This is a genomic window from Pseudoflavonifractor sp. (assembly GCF_050943825.1).
GTDB lineage: Bacteria > Bacillota > Clostridia > Oscillospirales > Oscillospiraceae > Pseudoflavonifractor.
In genome coordinates this window covers 64,492-89,237 of the sequence record NZ_JBMNPX010000008.1, presented here as the reverse complement: position 1 = coordinate 89,237, position 24,746 = coordinate 64,492, and the positions used below count along the sequence as shown (strand labels likewise).

The following is a 24,746-nucleotide window of genomic DNA, read 5'->3' as shown; positions in this document are numbered from 1 at the left end:
TTAGGAGTATACTGACTTTCCTTGTGTGCCTATGGTAAAGTAAAAGCAAGAATATTTTATAGGGAGGAGGTATTGTAGTGGAGAACAAACCCGCATGGTTGCACATTTTTTCTGATGGAATCCCCGGGGAACTGCTATTGGTGCTTACGCTTTTGATTTGGGCTATTTTTGCTATGATCTTGTTTTCCAACGCAAAAAGCCGGCTAAATATTTGGTGTTTCTACAGTGGGATGCTGTTCAGCGTAGGAGCGCTAAAGGAATATCTATTTTATACTCTGGGTCCCGTTCTTATTGATAGTGGGATTTGGACCAGCGGCTTTTCAGAGACACTATATTCACTCCTCAGTGCAGTGTTTTACTATCTGTCCATGCCGGCGGTATTGATTTTCTGTTTATACTTTCACCATTTGGACCAAACTCATCCCCAGCGTTTTCGTTGCCTGCAGATGCTGGTGTTCCTTCCGGGTTTCCTGCTTGCCGTAGTATTTCCCTGTACAAAGACGAGTTCTTTCCAACACGACACCGTCTTTTGCCTGACTGTAGGAATCTATAACTGGTGCTATGGACTGATTGGCACCGGGATTATCCTTCATGCGTTATTGGAAGAGCGAATGAGCGCCCATTATCACCAGCGCAAGCTGGCGGCAGCCAGTCTGCTGGTTCCACTGTGGTTTTGGCTGGTGTCTGCCTTTCCCTATCACGCCTTGGGTATCCCAAATCTCAGTAAGCTCTGGCAGGTCAATTTGATCGTGGTGCTGGTTGCTCTACTGTACTTTCTGTATCATGCCTTTCGGGACGGCATCTGGGGGATTCGCTTTCGCAGGGAAACCTACGACTGGAACAGCGGAAACCGGGTTCTGCAGAAGAATGCTCAGTATGTGGGGCATGCATTGAAAAACGATCTATCAAAAATAGAGTGGTGTACAGATTTTTTAGCTGCGCAGGGAGCATCCTCCAGAGAGGTGGATATTCTCCGTCGATCTGCTGCCCATCTCAAGCAGTTTATCAGCCGAACACAGCTCTACTCCGAAAAAATCTCTCTTCTTCCAGAAGCGTGTGACATTTCGAAACTTCTCCGCAGTTTGGCGGAGGAATTTAATGTTTCTGCCGAAAAGCGGGGAAAAGTTCTTGTTGCTGAATGTGACTCTCAGATGCTGGTGTGTGATCCGGCCCATGTGGAGGAAGTTTTGCGGAATTTAATCGCCAATGGTCTGGACGCCGCAGGCAAGAACGGAGAGGTAACGATCTCTTATCAAAACCTCTCCCGCAAGCGATATGCAATGATTACAGTAGCGGATAAGGGCTGTGGAATAGATGCAAAGAAGGTAAATCAGATTTTTGAGCCATACTATACAACAAAAGCAGGGGGGAATAATCTTGGCTTGGGACTCTATTACTGCTGGAATGTTATGAGTGCCCACGGCGGCAGCATTCGGGTGACATCCGAACCAGGACAAGGCAGTACTTTTTTACTGCTATTTCCAGTAAAAAAAAGAAGGAGGTCGGATGATGGAACCAATCCGGATTTTGGTGGTAGAAGATGATCCTGATTTTCAATATTTGATTCAGCAGAGTCTGTCAGAACAATCGGATTTTGCGTTGATAGCTTGTTGTCAGGATGGAGAAAGCGCCTTCCTGGCAGCGGTACGGGAACGACCTGATGTTGTCTTAATGGATCTGGCACTGCCAACAGACCCCGTAGAGGGAGTGATGGCAGCCCGGCGTATTCGTCTGGAGACTCGGGCGAAGGTGATTTTGCTTACCTCCTATGAGGAGCCGGAAACCGTGGTGAGAGCCAGTGTGGAAGCCCTTGCTTCCGCCTATGTGTTAAAAAGTCAATTTCCTCTGTTGGTACCTACCATCCGGGAGACCGCTCGGGGCGTCACACCTCAGTCTCATTTGATCTGCTCCGCACTGCTGAAAAATCTGACTCCAGCGGAGATGTCTGTGTTCCGGTATATGCTTGGGACGCCAGTTACACTCCACTCCTCGGAAAAAACTATTGCTAATCAGCAGACCAGCGTGCTCCATAAATTGGGGCTTCAGAATAAGCAGCAACTACGCCATGTTTTTGCCGCCTATTTCCCTCAGATAGCGGAAGCAACCGGTCAATCCTATCAAAAGAGTTAGCAGCCTCCACCCTTCAAGGCGGAGGCTGTTCCCATGTTTCTTGGGAACAATAGGAAAGCGGGAAATGATATAATGAACGCAACCATAGAAAGAATTTGGCAATTTCCTGCGAAAAAGAAAAGGAGGAGAGAATATGAAGCTGCGTTGGAAGCGAGGGATCGCGGTATTGCTCACCGCTGTGATGTTGCTCAGTATGCCGGGAGGACTGGAGCTCACAGCAGCAGCTGTTGAGACTGTTCAGGAAGCAGAGCAAAGTGCTGTGCAGTTGGCAGATAACGAGTATGAATTGACGTTTGCAAGTTACGGACAAACCGTAACCGGTTATACAGGAACGCCGGTAGATGTGGTAGTTCCAGATGGAGTGACAGCCATCGGGAGCGGCGCGTTTCAGTCCTGTGAAAGTTTGATTTCTATTACACTCCCGGACAGCGTAGAGACATTGGAGGCAAGTGCCTTCTCTGGCTGTACCGCTTTGGAGTCCGTGACATTCGGCAGCGGCCTAAAGACGATTGGAAATACCGCCTTTTCCGACTGCACGTCCCTGAAGCATGTCTATTTGCCAAGCGGCGTCATCAATTGGGGGTTCAGAATATTCCAGAACAGCGGGCTGACCACGGTCACCTTTCCAGAGGATATGACGGATCTGCCGGAGGCGCTGTTTATGGGGAGCGCTTTGGAATCCGTGGTGATTCCAGACGGAGTGCAGTACATTGGCCCCTCATCGTTTAGCGGTTGTCAGGCTCTTCGTGAGGTAGTCATACCGGACAGCGTTACCAGTATCGGACATTCGGCCTTTTCTGATTGCCCATCTTTGACACAAATCACCCTTCCCTCGAATCTGACTGGGATTTCCAGCTTTCTGTTCGAAAACAGCGGACTGATCAGCATCCAGATTCCTGATCAGGTTACCACTATTGCATACTCCGCTTTTAGCGACTGTACGGATCTTACTTCCATTGAAATCCCCCCCAGCGTTTCTACTATTGATTCCAATGCATTCCGTGGCTGTGATCCAGCCAATATTACCATCTGGTGTACTGCCGACAGCCAGGCATACACCTTTGCCATAGAACATGGACACCCCATTCGATTGATAGGCTCAGAGGACATCCGAAAGGTAACTGCAACAGTCCAAAGCCCGGAAGGAACTGCATTGACAGAGGGATTTACCGTGGGATGGTACGACGTCAGCACCGGACAGCAGGTTGCTGAGGGGATCAGCGCCACATTGCCTGACGCTTCCAAGACCTATGAATGTCGAATTGCACTGGGGGATGAACTAAGCTGCCTATATGAAACACCTGATCCTCAGACCGTGGAACCGGAGGGCAGTGGAGCGCTTATTTTCTCTCTAAAGTCCTATGCTGCCGTGTATCTCAGTGGAACGGTGGTGGATGAGACCGGTGGGCCTGTGCAGGGGGCGGCCGTGGAGATTACACAGGACTTTGGAGATCAGTCCATCAATCTCCAATCTCTTACTACGGAACAAGATGGCGGTTTTTCTGCGGAAATATCTCATGTTCCCACCACCGTGGTGGTACGAGCTAATGGCTATTACAGCGCCAGCCGGATGGTAAGTATGGGCAATTCCTATGACTTGGGAGAGATTGTCCTGACAAAAACAGTCAGTGACTGCATCCAGCTTACCTTGACCCAGGTTGACGCGGTCAGAAGTGGAGAAGCACTCCGGAAACGGTATCTGCCCGATGCCGCCGGACTGAATTTTACCCTGACCAGAAACGGGCAGCCGGTGACCAGGTTTGAGGTTCAGGGCACCACGCTGAGATTTCTTCCTGGCGTGGTCAATGCTGGAGATACGATTCAGTTATCGATAGAGGATACACAAGGGAATTACACTGCGGAAGACGTCACTGTCACACTGGATGAAAGCAAGATGGGCAGTGTCCAGATCACTCTGACGGAACATGGAAAATTCTATCTCCCCACCATCTCCGCCGCCCATGCAGTGGATATGATGATTTTTGACGCGGAAGGCAACCTTGTTTCCGTCAAGTCCGTCCAGTGTCCCATGGAGAGCCCTGCCCTTCCGGCCGGGCAGTACAGCCTGGTTTTCTTGGAGAAGACTGCTCTGCTTTCCAGCGTACCTACCATCAGCCGTTTGAAAGACCTTGGACTGACGGAAGGCAACGACTATACCTTGCTCTCTGTTACTATAACGGACGGCATAATGATCCAGTTGGAACCGGTGACCGTACCGGAATTGAATACCGATATTCTTACCGGCCGTATTCTTGACAGCGGCGGGCTAAATGTGACTCCCGGTCAGGTGACAATTGGTGAGCTGGCCTATCTCCGTATGGCTTTCGCACTGAAGGACGACGCTACTGCACAGACCATCCAGTTGACTATGCCGGATGGAGTGGAGCATGTCGGCGCAGCGGTGGGTGTGGAAGATCTGATTACGACATCGAGTGGAAACACCGTGACGATCACCCTTCCGGAAGGTGTGTCGGAAGGTGTGGTTTACTTGGCCTGCAAAGTTGGGATAGTAGGGGAACACCATATCAGCGCGCTCCTTTCCGCTGGAGAACAAATTCTGCCCTTAGGCGGTTCGACCCTCACTCTCTCTCCGGGGCGGATCAGCCTGCCTACCAAAACCGGAAATCAGACCATACAGATCACAGGCCGAACGTTCCCCAACGCAACAGTTACTCTCTATGATAACGACTTAGAGATTGGTACAGCTACCGCCAATGCAGTGGGCAGCTGGCAGGGTATGTTTGACCTGGCAGAGCCGCTGTATGCTCGATCCTATCATTATATCCATGGGGTCGTGACGGCAGCCGGCTTGGACAAGCCAGCTGAGATCGACAGCCAGCTGGTGATCTATGACAAGGATATGCCGGCTGTGCTGGAAACGGTGACGATGTATAACACCGGGGATAACGGTGAGAACAAGAGTGTATTCCATTTCGGTTCAGCGAATCAGACGGCGCAGGATACCCGCTCCTACCGTATGTGGCCCGGAAATTTCCCCACATTTACCTTCCAGGTTGAATTTTCCGGGGACAATACGCAGTTGGATCAGGTCTATGTGGTGACGGAGAGCAAGGGCGGCCACCGGACCTATGTAGAGACCGCCTATGATACGAGCAGTGGTCGATGGCTTGGGACCCAGCAGTACTATGCCTTTGAAGACGCGCCGCAAGGCATCGGTGTTATCTATTCCTTTAAGGGATCTGATGATCTCGATGTGCAGGAGGAGATGTTTCAAGATAACATGGTCTCCTTCGTAACATCAGATACCCAGCCGCTGGCAGATCTGATAGGAACAGAAATTGACGGTGCAAAGGGCGACAATGCACCGCTGACCTTTGAGGTGCAGGAGGCTTCTGAGCAGGAAAATGATTTGCAGGGTGTCCTGAAGATTACCGAAAACAATGACCCACTTTTCTGGTATCGGCTGCAGCAGACGCAGGAGAGCCGCACAGCACAGCAACTGGCTGCAAACGGATTCTATCCGGTCAACATGGAGCAGACGCTCTATACGCTGGCATCCTACCGGGAGGATGCCATTCAGATGCAGTATGCGGACCTGACTGAGCACATTCTTTTGACGGAGACCTATTACTTCGAAGACCCACAAGCCGCCGCAGCTACAGCCCGCGCTCAGTTTATCTCGTTGGCCGACGCAAGGGGAATCCCGACAGAGGTAATGGATTCTATCTTTGATGCTTATGGGAAGATTACCGACAAATTGACTCTTGCGGGTATCACCAAAGACCTCATCGAGTTGACGGATGCGCAGATTCAGTGGCGCATGCAGATCCAGGGGAATGTAGACGTCCTGCTTATAGACGCAAACGCTCTTGGAAAAGTTCTTGATGCCAAGTGCCCGGATGGAAGTGACCGCCTGGATGCGGATACGCAGATGCAAATGGCATCGGAACTGATAGAAATTGGTCAGGATATCCAGACATACCAGGATACTGCAACCAGCCGCGCTACCGGAGCTGCTGTTTCAAAACTTATGTCCGTCATTGGCAATCAGTTATTTGATAAAGCCTTTGATAAGATTCCATTTGCCTCGAAAATGGCGAAATACAAGGCAACCATTATGAAAGACTTACTGCAACAGGTCACTGAGATCGGTAAACAGTACTTTACTCCGGAAATCGAAAACGCTTTAGTAAACGGCATCAAGCTGCCCAACGGCACAACGATCCCCATCGATCAGCTGACCCCCGCATTGTATACACCGGCCAGTGTGGAGAACTATATCAACTCCACCGCAGCAGGCCTTCAAAAGCGGCTGGATGCCTTGAACACCTCCTTTAAGAACACCAAATGCGAGGACAAGGAGCCTGAGGAGGACGATCAGACCGGCAAGGGTGACAGTAGCGAGAATTATACAGATTGGGGATATTCGGTCGATTCAGTGGAGAGCGAGATCAAGGAGACCATCCCCATTCTGGATCCCTCCGGCTATGTATACGAGGCGGTGCCGTCCAACCGGCTGACGGGGGTAACGGCTGCCCTGTACTATCAGAATGAAACAGACGGCGAAAGTTTGTGGAATGCCGACACTTACAGTCAGCTCAATCCTCAGATCACGAAAGCTGATGGGGCCTATGCCTGGTTTGTCCCTGAGGGCCAGTGGAAAGTGAAGTTTACCAAGGATGGATACCTGTCCGCAGACAGCAGCGGTGTGCCTGCTGCCGTCGGAAACACCGGGAATACCGGCTGGCTCCCGGTACCGCCGCCCCAGTTTGGGGTGAACATAGGCATGGTGTCCACCGCCGCGCCCACGGTGGAGAATACCATCGCTTATATCGACCGCATCGAGGTGACCTTCAGTCAGTACATGAACATTGGAAGCGTAGCGGATGCCATTTCCCTAAATCGGGACGGTGAAAACATCTCCGTTACCGTAAAAGCTCTGGACGCGGAGTATAATCTGGAGGGAACCAATCAGTACGCAACCCGGTTTGCCGTGGCCCCGGTAGATGGGGACTGCGCCGGCACGCTGACGATTGCCACCGACGCAGGAAATTATGCCAACGCCTGTTTGGAGAATATATATACCGCAGCCCTGGCTACCCCGATCCAGCGCCCCACCGCAATCACGGCAGAGGACTGTGCTCTGACGGTTCATGAGGAGGGCGTTCTGCCAGTCACCCTCGTCAACGGCGCGGCAGGTACCGCCCTAACGGTGGAGAACCTGACACCCAGTCTGCTGAGTCTCTCCGACCAGAGTGTGACTGCCGGTGCGGACGGAACCGCAGCGCTTATGCTCACCGGCAACCTGCCCGGCGTGGGACAGATTCGGGTTACAGAGCCTGTTTCCGGACTGTCTGAGACCTTCCAGGTGAGCATTGCCATGACCGAAACGAATGTGCAGGATGGCAAGCCTGAGCCGGTAGTGGCGACTCTGAGCGACGGTACAGTTGTGACCACCGGCATGACCTTGGAACAAGGAACCAGGATCACTCTGTCCACCACCACGAAAGGCGCAACCATCCGGTACACCCTCAACGACACCTGTCCCTGTAAAGACGAGGCCCTGACCTATACCGGCCCCATCGCTATTACAGCGAACACAACGCTCCGGGCTGCCGCTGTGCTGGACGGCGTATATAGTGATACCATCCGCCTGGAACTGATGATAAAGGCGGAGCAGTCTGGCGGAGGAACGGGCGGCGGTGTCAGCAATTCTGTCAACTATGCCGTTGAGACAGCCGATACGGAACATGGCACTATCACGGTCACTCCAAGCCGCGCGAAAACCGGCGACACCGTGACCATTGCAGTAAAGCCTGATGCGGGATATGTACTCCGTACACTTACTGTCGCCGATGGAAAGGGCAATGATGTGAAGCTCATTGATGTGGATAGCAGAACATATCGGTTTACAATGCCCGACAGCGCGGTACTTGTGAACGCTGTGTTTGCTCAGGAACTTGAGATGCTCATTGCCTTTACAGATGTGGACGCGGAAGACTATTTCTACGATGCAGTAGCCTGGGCTATGGCCCATAATGTTACCTTCGGCACCTCGGACACAACCTTTAGTCCTGACAACGTCTGCACCCGCGCACAGGCTGTCACGTTCCTGTGGCGTGCTGCCGGTAGCCCTCAGCCGCAAATGATAATCAATCCTTTTGAAGATGTGCAAGAGAGCGATTATTTTTACAATGCCGTATTGTGGTCTGTGGAGAACAATATTACGGCAGGGACCAGCGCAGGAACATTTAGTCCGGATACCGTCTGTACCCGCAGCCAGGCCGTTACCTTCCTATACCGTTATGACGGCACTGTTGCTACAGAGATGACTGAGTTTATTGATGTGAACGAAACAGCATACTATTACGATGCAGTTCAATGGGCAGCTCAGAACGGCATTACCTCTGGTACCGGCACGAACACCTTCAGCCCAGAAGCCAATTGCACGCGAGCCCAAATTGTGACATTCCTTTATCGGGCTCTGAAAAAGTAGCTAAAACATTTTTATAGAGATAAGCGGGGCCAGATTATCTTTCTGTCCCCGCTTATTTTATTCGTTGCATTTATCAAAATGGCTGTTCCCTATCTTTGTTAACTCCGTGCTAAAATCATCATGTAAACCGGAACTGTGATCAGAGCATAATATCTCCTGCAGCTTTTCTCTGACCACATTTTCAGCCACAGTGCCACTCGGAGTACACGGAAACAGTACGTTCAAAAAACGCTAAAGAGTAATGAGAACGGAACAAAAACGGCTATAAGCCATTAGAAATAATACAAGAAATTTAATTCCAACTCTTTGCTTATAGCACTATAAATTTAACTCTGTTTCTGCTGTGCTTTCCATTCCCGCAAATACTTGAATGGAAAAGGAATGACAGTCCATCCATTTGCACGTATGAAATCCACCTCAAGCAGCGGCAGGTATCGCTGGAACTGTAATGTTTGGCCCGTTGAGCAAACCTTTCGGATTCTACAGGCGTGAGGCAATGACCGGTTCATGGATTTCCCAAGATATCCTGCGTAGTAGTACTGGGCATCGCCTTCACAAAAATGCCGAATTCCTAACACCGGGCTGAAAAGCGATTCTCTATTTTCAGCGCTTTTCAGCGTATTTCCAATCAAAACACCGGTCTCCTCAAAAACAAATTGGTTTATTTCCCTGCCCAGTTTACTTTTCAAATTAAAAATTCGCCGCACGTCTCTTCTGCTAACCTGTATTCCATGTTGGGCTATTTCATCCAGTATACTCTGGCACTGCTCTCTTTCCCTGCCGGCTAGGTCATAGGAGTATTTCCGTATCGCCTCCATAAGCGGCTTTACTGAAATTTGTTCCTCATCCCGTGTAGCGCTGAGGCGCTGCTTAAGGCCTTGCATATCGGGGAGCGTATAGCGGTCCGTGTCGTAAATAATATGGATGTTATCTTCCTCTTCATAGACAACGTCCTTAATCATGCTGTCAAGCTTGCCGTAGGATGTTTCAAATACAGCGGAAATCTTTTCTCGTTCTGTGTTATCCTCGCAGAACGATTGCTGCCACGATTCAAAATGCAGTTTTCCATCCGGTTGCACACGGAGCATATCATAACATATGGGCTTGCTTTTGTCCGTATAGTCTGAAGTTGCCGTGACAAACGTAACAGGTTTATGAAACCCGAGTTTAGGCCAATCATAGCATGTCATCTGCCGTCGGTTGATATCGATTTTAATGGCAAGTTCCTGGATGACTTTCAGCAGTTTATGGTCTTCTTTTTCTCTTGTTCCGCGCCTATTCATGCCAGTCAGTTGGAAATCTTCAACCGTTACATGCTGCACAATGCAATCCTTAGGCGCTTTTAAATAATCATCATCTTCCGGGTGGTCTTCATAGAACGGAGGATGATGTATAATCCGAAGCAGTGCATCCCCTCTTCCCGGCGTTCCCTCCACGAAGGTAATTTGACTATATCGTTCCAGTTCATAGCGCAGCATGGAGACCAATGTGTGCGATTCCTCATTTTGTACGGTGTCCTCCAAATACAGCGGTATCTCTCTCAGCCGGTTTCGGATTCCTTCCATACTATTGTCTGAGCTGCATGTCCCAAGATGCGTACTTTCGTCGAACGAAATCATTGTGAAAGACAGATACGGAGACAGCCATGTCTGCACATCCTGCAAAAACTGATACAAAATTCCAACTTTGCAATTTTTATAGTCAGACAGGGAGCCAAATTCCAAAAAAGGTACCGTATTCTTTCGTCTTTGGGTAAGTGCCCCAATTGCAAAGTGCTCTACATTTTTATCCAGCTCTTCTTTCAATTCCCGCCGTAGTATGTAGCATTCAGGATCGAAAAGATATTGGGGCCGATTCTTTAGATCTTGCCTTATGCGAACATTGCTAAAGGTTTTGACCTCCAGCTTTACGCAGCAGTTTTTTGCAAATGAAATTTGGAGCACCCAGAAGCTGGCCAGCAGCTCTTTACGGCGATAGACCCAGCCGGATTGCATGTAATACAGCCTTCCAGTCACATTATGATACAATGCACCGTCCGTTTGAAGGCTGGGAAGCGCATTGCACAGCAGCTGAACCAAAAGATGTTTTTTCGTTTCAGCCAATGTCTGGGCCGAAATTTCCTGCACCCGCACATTGTCTTCACAGCGTTCCAATGTCTGTTTGAGCGAGTACTGTTCAGCGGAATTACGCTTGTATAAGATATAGCAGCTTGGCCCCTGTTCATACACTACGGCCAACGCTCTGCACTCCTGTAAGGCGACATCCGGAATCCTGCTTTTCCAATAGTTCCCCTGATCTCTCCTTGCCTCAAAAATCGAAAATTCCCTTGCAATTGCTTCAAAATCAAAAGCAATCTCCATTTGATTGGTATGAATCACAAGAGAACCCCCCTTATGTAATCCAATGCGGATTGGTCAAGCTGACCGGTTGGAAGAAGCAGTCCCGGCACTTCAACGAGACGTCCGTCGCTGGTGCAGGACGGCTTGGATACTCCGTCCGAGAACAGATTGATAATAAACGCCCTTTTACCGCCTGCCCCATCCAATTTTTTCAGAATTTTAGTCCGTATGGGCCTTTCCTCCACCTGCATATTCCCTTTCCAGTGCTTAAAGTCAAAGAAGATATTCCCGTCAGCAGCAAAGTCAAACAATTCAAATTTTTCCGGGTCTTCAATCTCACGCAGCGTAAGCCCCAGTTCCCTCTCCAAAATAAACTTTCCCGCTGTCTCTCCCAGCACGCCTTTATAAATATTCTGAAACAGAACAGGGCTCATAATATATGGGCCGGTTCCAAACTCCGTAGCCCATCCATGACGGATAAAATGCTCCTTTAATCCCGGATACGACAGGATTTGCGCGAGGCGTGCCTCTTCCTCACTCACGGTCGAAGGAGACAAGCCCTCCGGGAGCGTTGCCGCAAACTGCGTTTTATCCTGGTCAAACGAGAGGATAACTTCCGAAAAGTCTCCCTTCTGCGCATAGAAGTAGCAGCGCCTATCCGCTGCCAACGGGATATAGTAGGTTCGTATAGTGGGATTCCCTTGCAGGGTCTCAAGTTCGGCTCTGGGATATTGAAGGACTGTTTGACGCAGCGCTTTCCACAGCGCCATGGTCTCTTCGGTCCAATCCACATTCAGCATCCGCAAAATGTATGTGTTACCTCTGGTCGCTTTGCGTTCCGCTTCATTGTGGGTGTGATCAATACAGGTTTCTCCACCGCCCAAATCGGCTCGCGCCTTCCGCAGCGCCTCCATTTCAGTGCTTAAAATACGCCCGTCCAGACAGGAAAGTTCCAAATCATACAGGGTTTTCTCCGTGGTAAACAGATACACAGTCGGGTTTTTCAAGAAAGTCCGCCCCATACGTCCAACCGCCTGGATTACATCCCGCGTAATCTGGCCATGAATGCTGCCGCTTTTTCGCAACATACTCTGGGCAAGCGCATTTAGCGGACGTCTCCCAGAAAAGCGGCTGATGCCATCTTTGAGCAGATGATGCAATGTGTGATAGGAAATCTCGTCGTTTTCATAGAGACACTCTGCCTGAAAGCAGAACTTCATTAACTCCTGCGCACGCAAAGGGGTATCCTCATTTAGGTTCACAACGGTATGCGTGACATCCCCCAAATACAGCGCATCGAAATCTTTTTTCTGAAATCTGGGGTCTTTTTCATCATATTCAGCATTCAGTACAACTAGATTACTCAATTCTTGAATCGGATACTGCAAATTTTGCCCCGCTCCAAGTGTCTGATAGCTGGATAGTACAAAGCGCCTGGCCCCGTTTTGCAGCTCCTGAAGCAAGTGCTCTTTGCTCTCCTCAAACTGCTCTCCGCTGCGCAAGACGGTCATTTCTCCGACAGCCTGCGGAGCATATCGTTTCTGAAGGTCTTTCCATGCGTCTCTCAGCAGATTTTCATCCATAGCTCGTTTCCCCGGCATCGGCAGCACTTGATTCAGGCAGAGAAACGCGCGGATATCCGGGTGTGTCCAGAAAGCTTTCATCGCCGCAAAGATGTTGCAATATCGCTTTTGAACATATTCTTCGGCGCCCAAAGCCGTAAAGCGATGCGTATATTTTTGTGCCAGCACTTCTTGTCCGAAAATATCTTCCATCCGTTCAGAGAGCAGTAGATGGTCCTTGCCCCGGTCCACCACCTGCAAATCCACCTGAATCCTGCCCTCTCTGTATGGGCTCCACAGCGACTCCAGCTCTCTTCGGATGGAGTCCTCTGTCTCATGGGAAAGTTCGTGGTAATGTCCTTTCAGCTGCTCCTTTACATACTTCAAATCATAATTTCCAAGGACGGTGGGCAAGGCCGCTGTCGCTGAGATACCAACTACCTTCGCTTGGCGGCAAAGGTACAAGAGCACATGTTCCGGTGTATTTCGCATCTGCAGATACTGCAAATATGTTTGGGCCCGGTGATGGTCGTCATCAATGAATTCAAAAAGACGAAATCCGGTTTCATAAAAGGACAAATCGGGGGAAATTACGTCCTGCAGGGAACGTCCTCCCTTGCTGTCCGCAAGCTCTTCTGACATCAGCCGAGTTTGTTCTGATGTCAAATCGAACTGTCGAAAAATGGTCTCAGTTGCGGCGGCTATGGTATAAAGCTCTTCCTCTTGCTGCCTGCCTGCATTGACCTGTCCGGCATAAGCGCCCGCCCACCCATACACATACCTCTGAAAACGCAACAAAAATACATGGATTCTCCGCAAAAGGTTTTGAAGCACAATGCGAGGCTCATCCTGGTGGGCATAGTACGTGTCTCTTTCTTCGAAGTGAATCTGAACTTGAGCCTCTGTTTCATTACAGACTGCGCGTATGTGTGTACGATTGCCGTCCAGAACCGTGTGATAAGACGTATCGTGAAACAGGAAGTTCCTTCCTTCATCCGCTGCCGTATCCACGGTCTTCATGCTGTAATAAAGGGCGCCTTCCTGATAGATATCCTGCGCCTCTTTTAAAAGCTTTTCCCATGTAAGGGTGCGCCCAGACTCAGAAGCATTTCGGACCGTCTCCAGCTCACGGGATATTTGATGGGTGGTAGCGCCCCGATAAACCTGCAGGAATAATTGCAGGTAATCCGCCCGCAGGCCAAGCGCCCGCTCAATCAGGCTGTCCAAGATAACCGACCGTGAAGCGTCAAACTCATCTATACATACGATTTTGTCTTTCAGCATCCGCTCAGATAGGCATTCAAAACCGGGCTCTACCAGGGAAATATTGCGCACCATGAGTTTCTTTACAGATAGCAGAAGCACCTTATATTCCGCCCAGAAAACAGACGGATAGAATTTTGCCATCCATTTGTATTTTTCCTTGCTTCGGATCGCCTCCCGGCGAGGCCCCGGCTCCCCCGGAAACTTCTTTTGAAGGTGTAGTTCCAGCTCACGCCGGAATTGAGGTTCCAGTTTCTCACGGATTTGGTCTTCAAGGTGCTTTGTCAGCGCTTTGCCTGCCTCGCCAAATTGCTGCTGATATTGTTTTTTCTTCTCACAGGCAGATAAAAGTTCCTGGTATGCGTCCGTCTGGAACTCCAATGGAATTTCTTCTGTCAAAATAGCCTTCTCCACACTCGACGCAGCAGAGGACAGGACCAGCACTTCTTTTTCGAACAGAGCACCCCTGCCATTCTTTTCATAAATATTTCGCAATTCATCTACAGGCAGATTTTTAAGCAGATTTGTGACAAACAGGACTTGAGACGTCCCTCCCTTTTCAATATAACGGTAAATTGCCTGGATGGTCTCGTATGTCTTTCCATATCCGGTAGGTGCTTCTGCTATCAGCAGCCCACTGGATTCATAAGGATCTGAGAAGTATTGTTCAAGTTCATTTCTCATGGGCGACCTCCGAATTTATGATGACTCTATGATGAGAATAACAAATCAGTTTTTTGAAATATGAAAAACTAGCAAAAAAGCTACCGCTTATTCGCGGTAGCTTTCGATAATATTTTGCAGCAGTTGATGGATACGATTGCGCACCAATAGGGGCGCTAACACTTCTATTTTGTCTGTCTGCCGGAGCACCCATCGGTCAAAGCCAGCAGATAGTTCCACTTCAGCAGAGAATACAATCCACCCCTGCCGTTCATCATCAGGACGGCATATGATATTCGTTCCAAACGTTTCAAATACCATGTCAAGCAGGTCCTGATGTACCCGGAATGTCACAACCCGTTTTTCTTTGGCGGAAAACATATCAAATTGGCCATAGCTGAACCCGAGTTTATTCACACGCCTCCACTCCCCGGTGTCAAAGGTGACATTTCTCATTCGGTCAATGCGGTAATTCCTTTGCTGGTCGTTTTCGGCGTGTTCCGGATTTATGGCCACCAAATAATAATGTTCCCGCTCCCATACAACTTGAATCGGGCGAATGTGGCGGTAAGTTTTTCTGATCTGTTGCCGCCCTGTTATATCAAATCTTGAATAATCAAAATGCAGGCATTTTCGTTCATCAATTGCCCGGTAAATTACCTGAAGTGTCTGCGGAAGCATCTCATTCTGCATTAAACAGGGCCTTACCCGGACACGCTGCTTTAACTGCTGCACTTCGCTCCGGGAAAGAAAACCTTCCAGCTGCGATATAAGTGAGTTCTTTTGCGTCTGGCTTAAAAACTGACTGATAGAGATTGAATCAAACACCATCCGAGCCTCATTCAGTCCAAATGCAGGATGATATAGCTTATACTTTCGCTGATTATGAGGACCGGACTCACACTTTAATTCAAACGCTATGAGTTTCTCTTCGCTGAGCGCCTGCAGCACAGAGATGTCTTCACGAACCCGCTGTTCAGAGCAAGTTTCTTCCGGGTACTTTTCAAATAGGATTCGGCAAATTTCCTGTAATGTCAGCCCGCAGGATATATTGGTCTCGGTTTCCAAAATTGAAAGGATATGCAGCAGTCTGGTACGACTCATATCATCCCTCCACATTTTAATTTGCCTAAGCCTTTTGCTTCACCTTTCCTTGCCTGAGGCTATCCACGGTTATTCCACTTTCATCATACGGTATCCAACCCCAATATGCGTCTGAATATACTGAGGTGATTGCGGTTCCTTTTCCAGTTTCTTTCGGAGCGTGGCCATAAATACACGCAGCGACGCCACATCGTTATCCCAGCTTCTCCCCCAGAGCTGCTGCGTAATAAACGTGTGGGTCAGCACCTTACCCACATTTTTGCAAAGTAGGCATAGCAGCTTATACTCGCTGGGTGTTAAATGAAGTTCCTCCCCATCCAAAAAGGCACAGCCGGCCGCATAGTCTACCTTTAACTTGCCGTTTGTAAACACCGCGTCTGTATTGATCGTGCCAATCTGCAGTGCGGCCAGACGCCGCTGTGTGACCCGCAGCCGGGCAAGCAGTTCTTCCACAGAAAAGGGCTTTGTTAAATAGTCGTCCGCACCGGCATCCAGCGCTTCGATCTTATCGGTATCCTCACTGCGGGCACTGATTACAATAATGGGCATATTGGACCAGGAACGGACTTTATGAATAACCTCCACTCCATCCATATCCGGCAGGCCCAGATCCAAAAGGATGATTTCAGGATTGTGGGAAGACGCCTCCAAAACGGCAGATTCTCCGTTTGCAGCCGTCAGGAAGCGGTAATCGTGGGCTTTTAGTGTGGTGGTGATCAAGTTGCGGACAGGCGTATCGTCCTCAACCACCAAAATCAACGGCTTATTCATGCAATTCTACCTCCCCAGCTGGCACGGAAAATGTAAAAATCGAGCCATGCGGCACATTGTCCTCCACGGTAATCTCTCCGCCATGGGCATTGATAATGGACTTGCACAAGGCCAGGCCTAACCCCATACTGCGGCGGCTGTCCGCAATTCGATTGGACGCACTGTAAAACATATCAAATATGTGCGGCTTAGCCTGGTCCGGAATTCCCGGCCCATTATCCCCGATGGAAATATAAATGAATCTTCCCTGCCGTTTCCACCCAATGTCAATCTGTGATCCGGGCGGTGTGTACTTGATGGCGTTATCCACAATGTTAATCAAAACTTGTATTATCAGCTTTGCGTCAATCTGTGCCAGAACATAATCTTCGCTATTTTGTACATTCAGGTGGTACTCCACACTTTTTCGATTGATATGGCGGAGCGCCTCTGCCACCACCTCGTCAATCAGTTCTGTGGACATGTGCAGATTCATTTTGCTTTCTTCCAGCCGGCTGACAGACAGCAGGTTCTCTACCAGATTAATAAGCCACATGGCATCATCGTAGATATCAGTATACATCTGTTCCTTGGTCTTTGTGTCAAACAGCGCGCCATTGGAAAGCAAATTGCTTGCATTTCCCGAAATAGAGGTAAGCGGTGTACGCAAGTCGTGGGAAATGGAGCGCAGCAGGTTGGCCCGCAGCTGTTCATTCTTGGCCAAAACTGCGGCGGCTTCCTTCTCCTCTATGTTCTTTTGGTTTTCAAGGGCAAGCGCGCATTCCCCCAAAACCGAGAGAAGAATGCTTGTCTCAAAAGAATCGAGCGGCTTACCTGATACGGCAATCCCTACAACGCCATATACCCGCTCTCCCGTCCGAATGGACAGATAGGTACAGGCGGAATCGGAAAGATTATCGGTTCCCGCACCTGCCCGCTTATTGTTTGCTACCACCCACTGTGCTACTTTCTGTTCCTTTTCTGAGGTAAAAGGAATTGGTGATTCCATATCGTTTACAAGAAAGACCTCCGGCTTCATCAGCCCCTCTTGCCCAACCTGGTACGCAACAATATCCCGCTGAAATATTTTTAGTAGCTGCTTTGCCGTTACAGAAACAATCTCTTCCTGTGTCCCCGCCTTTTGAAGATTCTGATTCGTTTCAAAGAGAAGCTTGGTGCGCCATGCTACCTGGGCAGAGCGCTTGGCGTGAGATTTCAGCTTGGCCGCCAAAGAGCCGGTAATCAAAGAGACCAGAAACATAACCAGGAATGTTATCGGATACCCACTGTCATAGGCATGCAGAGAAAACCTGGGATAAGTAAAAAAGAAGTTGAATGTCAGCACACCGACGACAGAAGCAATAAAACTGCATATAGAACTCTTTGTGAACACGGATATCAGCATAACACCCAAGATATACAGCGTAATGATATTTGCTTCCGTAAATCCCCAATTATAAAACAGAAATCCGATTAATGTGGTTAGAATCAGGATCGCTATGCTCTTTAATAAATCGAGCATCGAGATGGTGGGTATATGTATTGCTTCCCGATGTCTGGCCACAAGCTGGCCGTTCACTCCATTATCTGGAATGATGTGAATGTCAAGCTCCGGTGCGAGTTCAATCAGCCGTTCGGTTAAAGAGAGCTTTCGGAAGAATAGCCGTCGGGGTATGCCGCTGCGGCCCAGCACAATTTTCGTGACCCCTGACAGCCGCGCAAACTCAGCAATTTGATACGCCACATCATCCCCGTAGACTGTCTCAATGGACGCCCCGAGCTGCTGCGCCAGATGAATATTTGCCTGGAGCCTGTCTTTATCCAGCTGGGATATCCACTGGAATTCTTTCGTTTCTACAAAGAGCGCCGTAAATCCACATCGAAAGGCGCCCGCCATTCGCGCTGCTGTGCGTATAATTTTTTCATTGGACGGTGCCGAAGAAAGGCAAACTAAAATATGCTCCCGTGTACAATATTCTTTCTTACCATGGGATGTCAAGGTATGCAGCGCCGCCCGGTCTGCACAGCGCCGCAGACCAATTTCATGAAGGGCACTTAATCGCGGTAGCGAATAGGCGGAAATCATCTCTTCTTTCTTTTGCTCAAAAAAGCGCTGCCTCAGTCTTTCCGGTTCAATATCAATAAATTCCACCCGCGCCGCCTGATCAAATACCCGATCCGGAATACGATCCCGTATCGGAGATTCCAATATGGAGGAAACCGAATCCTGAATGCTTTCAATATGCTGAACATCCAGCGTGGTATAGACATCCATGCCAGCTTTCAGTAATTCCTCTATGTCCTGATAACGTTTCGCGTGCCGAGAGTCATCCGCATTCAAATGGGACAGCTCATCAATTAAAATCAGCTGGGGCAGCCTTTTTAAACAGGCACCCAAATCAATTTCATCGCTTCTCTGTCCGGCGTATACGGCAGTCTTATGGGGCAAGATCTCAAATTTCTGTGCCAATGCCTCGGTTTCGGGCCACTGTTCAGCAGAGAGCAGTCCTATCACAACGTCCGCTCCTGCTTGTCTGGCTTTATCAGCAGCCTCCAGCATCGCATAGCTCTTTCCTGTGCCCGGAAAATAGCTGCAAAAAATCGTGAGCTCTCCCCGTTTTTCTTTTTTCCTCTGGCTGGGCAGCGTGGCTGTATCCATTGAAAGCTCCCCCCTCAAATAGAGGTATTATAGCATATTTTCGAGGTCAGTATCCGCAAAATTGCCGAACAAATTCTGCGGTCAAAACATGCGCATTGCCATCCTTCCACAGGACCTTCTTGTCCTGCGGGGCTTGGTCAAACGCTTTTATCGTCAAACTGCCGTTCTCCATAAAAGCAGGCTGCGGGTCAATGATAATGTCTTTCTGTTGTGCCGCCCCCCTGCTTTCTGCCTGGGCAGATACAATTGCTACATCAGCGTCTCCAACCTCAAAAACTCTGATCACTTCCTGCTCCGGCCCAAAACACAGGTTATACTGCACGTCTGGATATCTGGCTTCCATATCATTTAGAATATTTATAACGGATGGTATCGCGTTAAAGCTCGAGGTTGCAATATTTAGCGGGTGTATTCTTCCCTGCTCCGCATTTTGTCTTCTCACTTTTTCCAAAAAAAGATCTACCCTTGCCATCACAAAATAGCCCAATATTATGATAGCAGCAAAACCACCCAGCAAAACAAAGTCTTCCATCTCTTTCCCTCCATTTTACGCCATGGCTCCGGCGCGTTTTATATATGGAAGCACTTTTGAATATCGCGCTGTGTTCCCAGAACCAGAATGGTGCTATGCGCCGGCAAGCAGGTATCCGGAGTAATAACCGTCATTGCGAATTTGCCATTCTGTTTGATGGCCATAATGTTGACATGATACCGTTTTCTCACATCTAGCTGGCCTATCGTTTTTCCAATCCAGCTGTCCGGAACTTCAACCTCAAAGATGGCGTGATCATCTCCCAGCGCAATATAATCTGAAATGTGATCGGAGCTATAGCGGATAGCCGTCCAAACTGCCATCTGCTTTTCAGGATATACCACCTCATCAGCGCCATTCCGCAGCAAGAATTTTGCCTGAACATCCCGTGCGGCCCTGGCCACCACCTTTTGGGCGCCCAATTCTTTTAATAGCGAGGCAGTCTCCAAAGAACTCTGAAAATTGTCGCCGATGGCCACAATGCACACATCAAAGTTCCGAACACCAAGGGCGGAAAGGAATTCCTCACTGGTGCTGTCCCCAATCTGCGCGTTGGTCACGAAGGGCAGAACGGCATTTACTTTCTCCTCGTCTTTATCCACTGCCATGACCTGATGGTTCAATTCGTTCAATTTCATCGCAATATGGCGGCCAAAACGGCCCAAACCTATCAACAGAATCGTTTTCATAAGCTCTTATCCTTTCTTTTACCCAACTGTAATGCGCTCCTGAGGCAGCCGTGCATTCGTTCCCTGCGTATTTGAAAGCGCCGCGAAGATAAGCGTCAGTCCGCCAACACGGCCGAAAAACATCAATCCAATCAGGATAAGGTGTGAAATCCAATGCAGCTGCGGCGTAATCCCCAGGGAAAGCCCTACCGTTCCAATGGCAGAAGCTGTCTCAAACAGGCAGGTGAGGACGGGAATCTCTTCTATTCTGCTGATAACCAATCCACCGACTAAAAACAGAATTAAGTACATCATCAGAATGGTCGCGGCCTGAGACACCGTCTCATTCGACACCCGCCGGTTAAAAAAATGGGGGTTTTCTCTCCGCCGGAAAACAGCAAGCGCACTTGCCAGCAAGACCGCCAGGGTAGTGGTCTTCATACCGCCCGCGGTAGAACCCGGTGAACCGCCAATCAGCATCAAAATTGTAATAACCGACTGACCGGTTTCACTCATAGCTGTTAAATCCGCTGTATTAAAGCCAGCCGTTCTGGGCGTTATCGACTGGAAGACGGACAACAGCACTCTTTCTCCGATTGGTTTTCCTGCAAATTCAAAAAAGAAAAAATAGATGGCTGGAATTAGAATCAGTGCGCCCGTTACAGTCAGGATTACCTTACTTTGCATTCGATATTTGTGGAAGCTCAGCCGATTTGTGCGGATATCCTCCCAGGTCAAAAAGCCGATTCCTCCAACCACGATTAAAAGGGCGATTACCACAGAAACAACGGGCTGTGCCGCATAATCTGTTAAAGAAGAAAACGGAGCCTTTATACCCATCAGGTCGAAGCCTGCGTTGCAAAAAGCGGATATTGAGTGAAACAAAGCGTACCATGCGCCTCTTATAAGGCCGAATTCCTTGCAGAATACAGGAAAGAGCAATGCTGCTCCCAGCAGCTCGACAGCCAAAGCTGTTTTCAGAATGAACCCGGTCAGCCGCACAATACCGCCTACATGGGGTGCTGCAATCGCTTCCTGCATGGTACTGCGCTGCATCAGGCCGATTCTGCGGCCGGAAAGAATGGCAAATGCGCCCGCCACGGTAACAACGCCTAAACCGCCGATTTGGATCAGAAGGATAATAATAAGCTGCCCAAATTCCGACCAATAGGTGGCGGTATCATGAATGACCAAGCCTGTTACACATACCGCAGATGTGGATGTAAACAGCGCATCCAAAAAAGGCGTAACCGTGCCTTCCCGTGTTGACAGCGGGAGCATCAGGAGAATGCTTCCTGTGAGTATGACAAGCAAAAAACCGAATATGATGATCTGGAACGGGGACTTATTGCTTTTGTGCAAAAGCTGCCACACAAGCCTCCACCTCTTAATGCGTCTTTATCTGTTCTTTATATCCCCATTATCCATATATGGTCTAAAAGAGGTGTTAATTTATTTATCTGCATATTAAGACGGCATTAAGAAGGCAATGGCGCTTGGCGGAACTCTTACGCCCAGCCAAGCGCCATTGCCATAGGTAGCGCGATTACAGTGGTGCAAATGCACACTGCAAGTAATGTAAGCAACGGCATCCCAATAAAGAGCATTAACACACCCAAGACTTTATGCTGAAAGATAAACCTTTCTAAAGAGGCATCCACTTGCTTTTCCATGCGAGACATGCGCTTTTTGAGCATAAGCATAACGCTCTCCTCCTTACAGGCTTATCATAACGCGGCAGGACTAAAACCGGGGAAAAGATTGTATCTATGGAATTAAGAATCGATAAAAGCCGAGAGATTCGTCCAAATATTCAGACGAATCTCCCGGCCTTCCGAGAAACCCTGACCTCTGTCAGAAAACTGTGGGGAGCATGCTTACTTGGAAACTTCGCCCACAAGGCCCATGGCCTTGGCAATGTCCAGGTTTACGCCCAGCACATTGACGGTCTCCTCACCGAAAATGCCCAGCAGCTTACCCCTGGTATTATCCGCCATAATCTGCTCCAGTTCCTCCTCGCTCAGACCGGAGGCCTCTGCCAGAGCAGGGATCTGCACCTGAGCACCTTCGGGAGACACATGGGGATCCAAACCGGAGCCGGAAGCCGTCATCAGGTCGGCAGGCAGCTCTTCCCGGCTAATCTCGGAGTTGGCAGCCAGGAATTTCTCGATGTCGGCCTCCACCCGCTCTACCAGAGCCGGGTTGGAGGCGGCATAGTTGTTGCTGCCGGAGGCGAGTCCGGCAAACTCAGTCCCGTCGTTATAGAACCGGTTGCCCTCCTCGTCCTCGTAGTAAGTATTGTAGTGATACGCAGAGGGACGGCACTTCATGAAATAAGGCTCGGTGAAGTCCTGCCCCACGTTAGCCGTGCCTACGGCGATACCGTCCGCAGTCACCATGCTGCCCTTGGCCTGGTGGGGAAAGATCACCGCAGACAGGCCGCTGAGCACAACGGGGAACACAAAGCCGCACAGCAGCAGCAGGATCAGCGTCACGGCCACAGCCTGGCGCACATTGTGCAGGATTTTATTGCTTGTTGTCTCGTTCATCTTGGGAATCCTCCTTAGAAGCCCATAGCCTGCAGGACAGGCGCAATAATCATGTCGATGATCTTGATTCCGACAAAGGGCGTGATGACACCGCCCAGGCCATAGATCATCATATTCCGAGCCAGCATCTTGCCGGAGGACATGGGGCGGTACTTGACGCCCTTCATGGCCAGGGGGATCAGGCAGGGAATGATGATGGCGTTGAAAATCAGCGCGGACAGGATGGCGCTGTACTCCGTGGTCAGGTGCATGATGTTCAGCACGCCCAGCTGGGGAATGGACGCCATAAACATAGCGGGGATAATGGCAAAGTACTTGGCGATATCGTTGGCAATGGAGAAGGTGGTCAGAGAGCCGCGGGTGATCAGCAGCTGCTTGCCGATCTCAACGACCTCCAGGATCTTGGTGGGGTCGGAATCCAGGTCCACCATGTTGGCCGCTTCCTTGGCGGCGGTGGTGCCGGAGTTCATGGCCAGACCAACGTTGGCCTGCGCCAGAGCGGGGGCGTCGTTGGTGCCGTCGCCGGTCATGGCCACGATCTTGCCCTCAGCCTGCTCCTTCTTGATCACGCTGATCTTGTCTTCCGGCTTGCACTCGGCAATGAAACCGTCCACACCGGCCTCCTTGGCGATGGTGGCAGCGGTCAGAGGATTGTCGCCGGTACACATGATGGTCTTGATGCCGATGGCGCGCAGACGCGCAAAGCGCTCCGCCATGCCGGGCTTCACGGTATCTTTCAGGTAGATGACGCCCAGAACCCTGTTATTCTCGCACACCACCAGAGGCGTGCCGCCCAGGGAGGAGACCTCCTCCACATGGGTGTGGAGATCAGCGGGGATCTTGCCGCCCTGCTCCTTGACATACTGCTCGATGGCATCGGAAGCGCCCTTGCGGACACGGGTGCCGTTGGGCAGGTCCACACCGCTCATGCGGGTCTGTGCGGTGAACTCCATAAAAGCGGATCCGGCCTGCTCCTCACTGGTGTCGCCCAGGCGGCGGGCCAGTTCCAGCGTGGACTTGCCTTCGGGCGTCTCATCGTGAAGGCTGGTCAGGGCGGCGCACCGGATCAGGTCGCTGCGGCTGGCGCCCTCCACGGGGATGAAATCGGCAGCCAGGCGGTTGCCGAAGGTGATGGTTCCGGTCTTGTCCAGGATCATGGTGTCCACGTCGCCGCAGGCTTCGACGGCCTTACCGGACATGGCGATGACATTGAAGCGGGTCACACGGTCCATGCCGGCGATGCCAATGGCGGAGAGCAGGCCGCCGATGGTGGTGGGGATCAGGCAGACCATCAGCGCGATCAGCGTGGAGACAGGCAGCTGCACACCGCTGTACACGCCAATGGGATACAGCGTCACGATGACGATGAGGAAGATGATGGTCAGGGACACCAGCAGAGTGTTCAGCGCGATCTCGTTGGGGGTCTTCTTTCTGGAAGCGCCCTCAACCAGGGCGATCATCCGGTCCAGAAAGCTGTTGCCCGGCTCGGAGGTGATGCGGATCTTCAGCCAGTCGGACACCACGGTGGTGCCGCCGGTGACAGAGCAGAAGTCGCCGCCGCTCTCACGGACCACAGGGGCGGACTCGCCGGTGATGGCGGATTCGTCTACGGAGGCGATGCCCTCGATGACCTCGCCGTCGCCGGGGATGACCTCGCCGGCCACCACCATGACGACATCGCCCTTCTTCAGCTCGCTGGAGGAGACAATGGTCTCGCTGCCGTTCTCGTATAGCAGATGCGCCTGTGTATCCTTCTGGGTCTTCTTCAGACTGGCCGCCTGGGCCTTGCCGCGGCCTTCCGCCACCGACTCGGCAAAGTTGGCAAAGAGGACGGTCACCAACAGGATGATGGAGACCACGAGATTGTAAACACGCAGGCTGGTATCAGTACCGCCAAGCAGAGTAGGCACAAACGTCAGCAGCAGCGTAACAAAGAATCCGATCTCAACCACGAACATGACCGGGTTCTTGATCATGTAGCGGGGATCCAGCTTTTTGACCGAGCCAACGAGCGCCTGTTTCAGGATCTCGGGGGTCAACAGTTTCTTATTTTGCTTCTTACTCATATCT

Annotated in this window: 14 protein-coding genes; 3 read left to right on the top strand and 11 right to left on the bottom strand. The window is 50.3% G+C overall.

Features of this window, described 5'->3' with window-relative positions:
* The first annotated feature begins 77 nt into the window (after nt 1-77).
* The 3 genes from ACOX7T_RS08895 to ACOX7T_RS08885 all read left to right on the top strand — a co-directional run bounded on the left by ACOX7T_RS08895 (nt 78) and on the right by ACOX7T_RS08885 (nt 8,587).
* Nucleotides 78-1,544 (top strand): sensor histidine kinase, encoded by a 1,467-nt coding sequence (locus ACOX7T_RS08895; protein ID WP_433441916.1) that lies wholly within the window; start codon nt 78-80, stop codon nt 1,542-1,544.
* A complete protein-coding gene (locus ACOX7T_RS08890) occupies nt 1,507-2,130 on the top strand; it encodes a response regulator (RefSeq protein WP_433441914.1) in 624 nt (207 codons plus the stop codon). Before ACOX7T_RS08895 ends, ACOX7T_RS08890 begins: the two co-directional genes overlap by 38 nt.
* Nucleotides 2,131-2,263: 133 nt before the next feature.
* On the top strand, nt 2,264-8,587 hold the full coding sequence (locus ACOX7T_RS08885; RefSeq protein ID WP_433441912.1) for a leucine-rich repeat protein: 6,324 nt from the start codon (nt 2,264-2,266) through the stop codon (nt 8,585-8,587).
* 326 nt (nt 8,588-8,913) lie between these two features.
* Here the strand turns inward: ACOX7T_RS08885 and ACOX7T_RS08880 are convergent, their stop codons facing one another.
* The 11 genes from ACOX7T_RS08880 to kdpB all read right to left on the bottom strand — a co-directional run bounded on the left by ACOX7T_RS08880 (nt 8,914) and on the right by kdpB (nt 24,742).
* The gene (locus ACOX7T_RS08880) at nt 8,914-10,965 is read right to left on the bottom strand and encodes a hypothetical protein (protein WP_433441910.1); all 2,052 of its coding nucleotides are present in this window, start codon (nt 10,963-10,965) and stop codon (nt 8,914-8,916) included.
* A complete protein-coding gene (locus tag ACOX7T_RS08875; protein ID WP_433441908.1) occupies nt 10,962-14,435 on the bottom strand; it encodes a hypothetical protein in 3,474 nt (1,157 codons plus the stop codon). The genes ACOX7T_RS08880 and ACOX7T_RS08875 overlap by 4 nt, the downstream gene beginning before the upstream one ends.
* An 87-nt stretch (nt 14,436-14,522) precedes the next feature.
* On the bottom strand, nt 14,523-15,518 hold the full coding sequence (locus ACOX7T_RS08870; RefSeq protein WP_433441906.1) for a helix-turn-helix transcriptional regulator: 996 nt from the start codon (nt 15,516-15,518) through the stop codon (nt 14,523-14,525).
* A 69-nt stretch (nt 15,519-15,587) separates the two neighbouring features.
* Nucleotides 15,588-16,289, bottom strand: a complete 702-nt coding sequence (locus tag ACOX7T_RS08865; RefSeq protein WP_433441904.1) for a response regulator — start codon at nt 16,287-16,289, stop codon at nt 15,588-15,590.
* Nucleotides 16,282-18,927: a DUF4118 domain-containing protein gene (locus ACOX7T_RS08860; RefSeq protein ID WP_433441902.1), complete on the bottom strand. Its 2,646-nt coding sequence runs from the start codon at nt 18,925-18,927 to the stop codon at nt 16,282-16,284. Before ACOX7T_RS08860 ends, ACOX7T_RS08865 begins: the two co-directional genes overlap by 8 nt.
* Before the next feature lie 46 nt (nt 18,928-18,973).
* On the bottom strand, nt 18,974-19,459 hold the full coding sequence (locus ACOX7T_RS08855) for a hypothetical protein (RefSeq protein WP_433441900.1): 486 nt from the start codon (nt 19,457-19,459) through the stop codon (nt 18,974-18,976).
* A gap of 38 nt (nt 19,460-19,497) precedes the next feature.
* Nucleotides 19,498-20,148: a potassium channel family protein gene (locus ACOX7T_RS08850; RefSeq protein WP_433441898.1), complete on the bottom strand. Its 651-nt coding sequence runs from the start codon at nt 20,146-20,148 to the stop codon at nt 19,498-19,500.
* An 18-nt stretch (nt 20,149-20,166) separates the two neighbouring features.
* Nucleotides 20,167-21,501 carry a TrkH family potassium uptake protein gene (locus ACOX7T_RS08845; protein ID WP_433441896.1) on the bottom strand — a complete coding sequence of 445 codons (1,335 nt, stop codon included), beginning with the start codon at nt 21,499-21,501 and terminating at the stop codon, nt 20,167-20,169.
* A gap of 134 nt (nt 21,502-21,635) precedes the next feature.
* On the bottom strand, nt 21,636-21,830 hold the full coding sequence (locus ACOX7T_RS08840; protein ID WP_433441894.1) for a hypothetical protein: 195 nt from the start codon (nt 21,828-21,830) through the stop codon (nt 21,636-21,638).
* A gap of 174 nt (nt 21,831-22,004) precedes the next feature.
* On the bottom strand, nt 22,005-22,676 hold the full coding sequence (kdpC, locus tag ACOX7T_RS08835; RefSeq protein ID WP_433441893.1) for a K(+)-transporting ATPase subunit C: 672 nt from the start codon (nt 22,674-22,676) through the stop codon (nt 22,005-22,007).
* Nucleotides 22,677-22,690: 14 nt separating this feature from the next.
* Nucleotides 22,691-24,742: a potassium-transporting ATPase subunit KdpB gene (gene kdpB / locus ACOX7T_RS08830; protein ID WP_433441891.1), complete on the bottom strand. Its 2,052-nt coding sequence runs from the start codon at nt 24,740-24,742 to the stop codon at nt 22,691-22,693.
* Nucleotides 24,743-24,746: the final 4 nt, after the last annotated feature.

Coding starts and splice junctions, on each gene's coding strand:
- kdpC (WP_433441893.1), bottom strand. CDS start 22,676: ATGAACGAGACAACAAGCAATAAAATCCTGCACAATGTGCGCCAGGCT.
- ACOX7T_RS08885 (WP_433441912.1), top strand. CDS start 2,264: ATGAAGCTGCGTTGGAAGCGAGGGATCGCGGTATTGCTCACCGCTGTG.
- ACOX7T_RS08850 (WP_433441898.1), bottom strand. CDS start 20,148: ATGAAAACGATTCTGTTGATAGGTTTGGGCCGTTTTGGCCGCCATATT.
- ACOX7T_RS08865 (WP_433441904.1), bottom strand. CDS start 16,289: ATGAATAAGCCGTTGATTTTGGTGGTTGAGGACGATACGCCTGTCCGC.
- ACOX7T_RS08890 (WP_433441914.1), top strand. CDS start 1,507: ATGATGGAACCAATCCGGATTTTGGTGGTAGAAGATGATCCTGATTTT.
- ACOX7T_RS08840 (WP_433441894.1), bottom strand. CDS start 21,830: ATGCTTATGCTCAAAAAGCGCATGTCTCGCATGGAAAAGCAAGTGGAT.
- ACOX7T_RS08870 (WP_433441906.1), bottom strand. CDS start 15,518: ATGAGTCGTACCAGACTGCTGCATATCCTTTCAATTTTGGAAACCGAG.
- ACOX7T_RS08860 (WP_433441902.1), bottom strand. CDS start 18,927: ATGGATACAGCCACGCTGCCCAGCCAGAGGAAAAAAGAAAAACGGGGA.
- kdpB (WP_433441891.1), bottom strand. CDS start 24,742: ATGAGTAAGAAGCAAAATAAGAAACTGTTGACCCCCGAGATCCTGAAA.
- ACOX7T_RS08875 (WP_433441908.1), bottom strand. CDS start 14,435: ATGAGAAATGAACTTGAACAATACTTCTCAGATCCTTATGAATCCAGT.
- ACOX7T_RS08855 (WP_433441900.1), bottom strand. CDS start 19,459: ATGGAAGACTTTGTTTTGCTGGGTGGTTTTGCTGCTATCATAATATTG.